This window comes from Aurantibacter sp. (genome assembly GCF_042094015.1).
Taxonomy (GTDB): domain Bacteria; phylum Bacteroidota; class Bacteroidia; order Flavobacteriales; family Flavobacteriaceae; genus Aurantibacter.
Genome location: NZ_JBELDZ010000109.1, coordinates 1 through 5,273, shown reverse-complemented (window position 1 = coordinate 5,273; position 5,273 = coordinate 1). Strand labels below are relative to the sequence as shown.

Annotated in this window: 6 protein-coding genes; all 6 read left to right on the top strand. The window is 32.7% G+C overall.

What is annotated here, in order from left to right:
- A partial coding sequence (locus ACFDSN_RS11655) for an NAD-dependent epimerase/dehydratase family protein (RefSeq protein ID WP_375240030.1) occupies window positions 1-373 on the top strand: 373 nt, incomplete at its 5' end.
- A 2-nt stretch (window positions 374-375) separates the two neighbouring features.
- Complete coding sequence (gmd, locus tag ACFDSN_RS11650; RefSeq protein ID WP_375240029.1) at window positions 376-1,503, top strand: GDP-mannose 4,6-dehydratase; 1,128 nt, start codon at window positions 376-378, stop codon at window positions 1,501-1,503.
- A gap of 129 nt (window positions 1,504-1,632) precedes the next feature.
- Window positions 1,633-3,045, top strand: a complete 1,413-nt coding sequence (locus ACFDSN_RS11645; RefSeq protein WP_375240028.1) for a nucleotide sugar dehydrogenase — start codon at window positions 1,633-1,635, stop codon at window positions 3,043-3,045.
- A 16-nt stretch (window positions 3,046-3,061) separates the two neighbouring features.
- Window positions 3,062-4,108, top strand: a complete 1,047-nt coding sequence (rfbB, locus tag ACFDSN_RS11640) for a dTDP-glucose 4,6-dehydratase (RefSeq protein ID WP_375240027.1) — start codon at window positions 3,062-3,064, stop codon at window positions 4,106-4,108.
- A 6-nt stretch (window positions 4,109-4,114) separates the two neighbouring features.
- Window positions 4,115-4,978 (top strand): glucose-1-phosphate thymidylyltransferase RfbA, encoded by an 864-nt coding sequence (rfbA, locus tag ACFDSN_RS11635; RefSeq protein ID WP_375240026.1) that lies wholly within the window; start codon window positions 4,115-4,117, stop codon window positions 4,976-4,978.
- Window positions 4,978-5,273, top strand: a 296-nt coding sequence (locus ACFDSN_RS11630; RefSeq protein ID WP_375240025.1) for an FdtA/QdtA family cupin domain-containing protein, incomplete at its 3' end; no start/stop codon positions are given. The genes rfbA and ACFDSN_RS11630, both read left to right, overlap by 1 nt.

The window sequence follows — 5,273 nt, the reverse complement described above, 5'->3', positions numbered from 1 at the left end:
AAAAAATAAGCATTCAGATGTAACGCTTTGGGGAAGTGGAACTCCAATGAGAGAGTTTTTGTTTGTAGATGATTTGGCAGAGGCTGTAGTATATGCTCTAGAAAATAATTTACCAGAATACTTGTACAATATTGGAACAGGAAAAGACATTACCATTAAAGAACTGGCAGAAACCATAAAAAAAATAACTGGTCACCAAGGAAATATTCTTTGGGATGCCACGAAACCAGACGGTACTCCAAGAAAACTGATGAATGTTTCCAAGATGAAAGAGCTAGGATGGGAATATTCAACAGAATTAGAGGACGGTATTAAAAAAACCTACCAATGGTTTTTAGAGAATATAGATGGTATTAAAGAACTAAAATTATAATTATGAAAGTTGCATTAATTACAGGTATTACTGGACAAGATGGTTCTTACTTAGCAGAATTATTGTTAGAGAAAGGCTACATGGTTCACGGCGTTAAGAGAAGGTCTTCTTTGTTTAATACAGACAGAATCGATCACTTATACCAAGATCCGCATGCTCGAGATTTAAGGCTAAAATTACATTACGGAGATTTAACAGATGCAATGAATTTGACACGTATTATTCAAGAATGTCAACCAGATGAGATTTATAATTTGGGTGCGATGTCTCACGTAGCGGTTTCTTTTGACACACCTGAATATGTTGGAAACGTTGATGGATTAGGTACTTTAAGAATTTTAGAAGCAGTACGGATTTTAGGCTTAGAAAAGAAAACAAGAATTTACCAAGCTTCGACTTCAGAATTGTATGGAGGAATGCCAGAGAATAAAAACGAGAGAGGGTTTTATGATGAAAATTCACCATTCTATCCAAGATCACCATACGGGGTTGCCAAAATCTATGGTTTTTGGATTACTAAAAACTATAGAGAGGCCTATAACATGTTTGCGTGTAATGGTATTTTATTTAACCATGAATCACCAAGAAGAGGTGAAACTTTTGTAACAAGAAAAATTACACGTGCAGTTGCAAAGATAGCCTTAGGGTTACAAGAAAAAGTATTTTTAGGAAATTTAGAAGCAAAACGTGATTGGGGACATGCGAAAGATTATGTTCGTATGATGTGGATGATTTTACAAGCAAAACAACCTGAAGATTGGGTGATAGCCACAGGGGTAACTACCACAGTGCGTGAATTTGTTCGTTTAGCTTTTGGTGAAGTTGGGATAGAATTAGACTTCAAAGGAGAAGGAGTAGATGAGAAAGCTTTTGTTACAGCATGTAATCATAAAGATTTTCAAATAGCAATAGGTAAAGAAGTTTTGTCAGTAGATCCTTCTTATTTTCGTCCAACGGAAGTTGATTTGTTAATTGGAGATCCTTCAAAAGCTAAAAATAAATTAGGTTGGGTTCCCGAACATGATTTAGCTTATTTAGTTAAAGACATGATGAAAGGTGATGTTTCTTTAATGAAAAAAGATGTTGATCTTTTAAAAGCAGGACATGAAATTTTAAAACAAGCTGAGTAAGATTTCTATTTTAAAATTCATATCTGTTCAAGCGCGTTAAGGATAATTACGTCATATATTCTAAATTAGAAACTCTGGATAAAATAATTTAAGTAAGATTAGAAAAAAAAGATTTCACAATAAAAAAAGATGAAAAAAGTTAAAAATATTTGTTGTTTAGGTGCTGGTTATGTTGGTGGGCCTACAATGTCAGCAATTGCATTAAAATGCCCTGAAATTAAAGTAACAGTTGTTGATTTAAATGCAGAACGTATTGCGGATTGGAATAGTGACGATTTAAATAAATTACCTATTTACGAGCCAGGATTGGCAGAAGTTGTAGACCAAGCACGTGGTAAGAACCTGTTTTTTTCAACCGATGTTGATAGTGCAATATCAGCAGCAGACATGATTTTTATTGCTGTAAACACACCAACCAAAACCTATGGTGAGGGAAAGGGAATGGCTGCAGATTTAAAATTTGTAGAGTTGTGTGCTCGTCAAATAGCGGAAATTTCAACCAATGATAAGATAATTGTTGAAAAATCAACATTACCTGTTCGTACTGCACAAACGTTACAAACCATATTAGATAGTAATGGAAACGGTGTAAATTTTGAAGTGCTTTCTAATCCAGAATTTTTAGCAGAAGGTACTGCTATTGAAGATTTGTTATTTTCGGACAGGGTGTTAATTGGAGGCCAGCAAACTCCTAGTGGAAAAGAGGCAATACAATCTTTAGTAGATGTATATGCACATTGGTTAAGTCCAAAACAAATATTAACGACTAATGTATGGTCATCAGAGTTGTCTAAACTAACAGCCAATGCGTTTTTAGCACAACGAATTTCATCGATCAACGCCCTATCGGCTTTGTGTGAAGCTACAGAAGCAAATGTAGACGAAGTAGCACTTGCTATTGGTACAGATAGTAGAATCGGACCTAAGTTTTTAAAAGCATCTGTTGGTTTCGGGGGGTCTTGTTTCCAGAAAGATATTTTAAACTTAGTGTATTTATGCCGTCATTTTAACTTGCCAGAAGTTGCCAATTATTGGGAGCAGGTAGTCATCATGAATGATCATCAAAAATACCGTTTTGCTAAAAGAATTATTACGAGTTTATTTAATACTGTAAATGGTAAAAAGATTTCTTTCTTGGGGTGGGCATTTAAAAAAGATACGAACGATACGAGAGAGTCAGCCGCTATTTATGTAGCAGAATCACTAATAGAAGATGGGGCTGAAATACATGTGTATGATCCGAAAGTATCTGAAGTAAAGATAAAAGCAGATATGCGTTATTTATGGGAGTTGAATGGTTTAAGTGAAGAAAAAATAAAGCAAAAGTTAGCGCAAATATTTACCTATAACAAACCAATGGAGGCTGTGTATAAGTCACATGCAGTGGCAGTATTAACCGAATGGGACGAGTTTGTTGATTACGATTGGACTACTATTTATAAAAATATGTACAAACCTGCATTTGTATTTGATGGACGAAATATTTTAGATACAGAAAAGATGTCTGCTATTGGTTTTCAGATAAAAGGAGTTGGTAAATAATATTAATATTGAACACATGAAAAATATTTTAATTACTGGAGGAGCTGGTTTTATCGGTTCACATGTTGTACGTTTGTTTGTGAACAAGTACCCAGCTTGCCAAATTTTTAATTTGGATGCTTTAACTTATGCTGGTAATTTAGAGAATTTAACAGATATAGAATCTGCTTCAAACTATACCTTTTTAAAAGGAGATATTACAAATGAAAAGTATATTGAGGCATTGTTTCAGGAGCATCAGTTTGATAGTGTTATTCATTTAGCTGCGGAATCTCATGTAGATAGATCAATCATAGATCCTTTAGCATTCGCTAAGACCAATATTTTAGGAACTATGGTTTTGCTGAATTCCTTTAAGAATTTATGGCAAGACAAATGGGAGGATAAATTATTCTACCATGTAAGTACAGATGAGGTTTATGGAACATTAGGAGAAGAAGGTCTTTTTACGGAAACAACATCGTATGATCCTAACTCACCATATTCTGCAAGTAAAGCAAGTTCAGATCATTTTGTAAGAACTTATGGCGAAACTTATAATATGCCATACGTTATTAGTAATTGTTCAAATAATTACGGAGCTAACCAATTTCCAGAAAAAATAATCCCTTTATTTATTAATAATATAATAAATCACAAAAAATTACCTGTATATGGAGATGGGAAATATACAAGAGATTGGTTATATGTCATCGATCACGCTATAGCTATAGACTTAGTTTTTCATAAAGGAGAAAATGGAGAGACTTATAATATTGGAGGCTTTAATGAATGGCAAAACATAGACTTAATTAAGTTGCTATGTCAACAAATGGATTTAAAACTTGGAAGAACAAAAGGAGAAAGTGAAAAACTAATTACTTATGTAACAGATAGACCAGGTCATGATCTTAGATATGCAATTGATGCAACAAAAATTAATAAAGAATTAGGCTGGAAACCTTCAGTAACTTTTGAAGAAGGTCTTTCTAAAACTATTGATTGGTATTTAGATAACAAAACCTGGATGAATAATATTATTAATGGAGATTACATTAACTATTATAAAAAACAATACAACTGATTAATTATGAAAGGAATTATTTTAGCTGGAGGATCAGGTACACGTCTTTACCCTTTAACTATAGCTGTAAGTAAACAATTATTGCCTGTTTATGATAAGCCAATGATATATTACCCTTTATCGGTTTTAATGCTTGCAGGAATTAGAGAAATACTAATAATTACAACTCCTCATGATCAAGAAGCATTTAAAAATCTATTAGGAGATGGATCTCAAGTCGGTTGTAAATTCGATTATGCAATTCAACCAGAACCAAATGGACTTGCAGAGGCATTTATTATTGGAGAAGAATTTATAGGAAATGATAAAGTAGCTTTAGTTTTAGGTGATAATATATTCTATGGTAGTGGTTTAGGTACACTTTTAAGAAGTAAAATGAATATCAATGGAGCAGCTGTTTTTGCTTATCCAGTTCATGATCCACAAAGATATGGAGTTGTTGAATTCGATAATAATAATAAAGTGATTAGTATTGAAGAAAAACCAACAGAGCCAAAGTCTTCGTTTGCAGTTCCTGGTCTATATTTTTATGATAATAGAGTTGTAGAATTTGCTAAAAAAGTAAAACCATCACATAGAGGGGAAAAAGAAATAACCACCTTAAATCAGATTTATTTAGAAAAAGAGGAATTAGAGGTTGGTATAATGACAAGAGGAATGGCATGGTTAGATACAGGAACTGTAGATTCTATGGATGATGCCTCTGAATTTGTTAGAGTAATTGAAAAAAGAACTGATAAAAAAATAGCTTGTATTGAAGAAATAGCATATTTACATAAGTTTATAGATAAGAACCAAGCCTTAGCAGTTGCAAAAAAGTATGGTAAAAGTGGTTATGGAGAATATATTCAGAAAATTGTAAATTTATAATGGAAGGAGTTGAATTAATAAATTTGCCTAAAATTTTAGATCCTAGAGGTAATTTAAGTTTTTTTGAAAACGGAGCTCAAATACCTTTCACAATCAAAAGAACATATTGGATTTATGATGTTCCTGGAGGAGAAGTTAGGGGAGGTCATGCTTTTAAAGAATCTAATGAATTTATAATTGCATTATCAGGTAGTTTTGATGTCGTGTTAAATGATGGAAAAATTGAAAATAAATACAATTTAAATAGATCTTATAATGGATTGATTGTGCCAAATTTAAAATGGAGAAGGCTCGA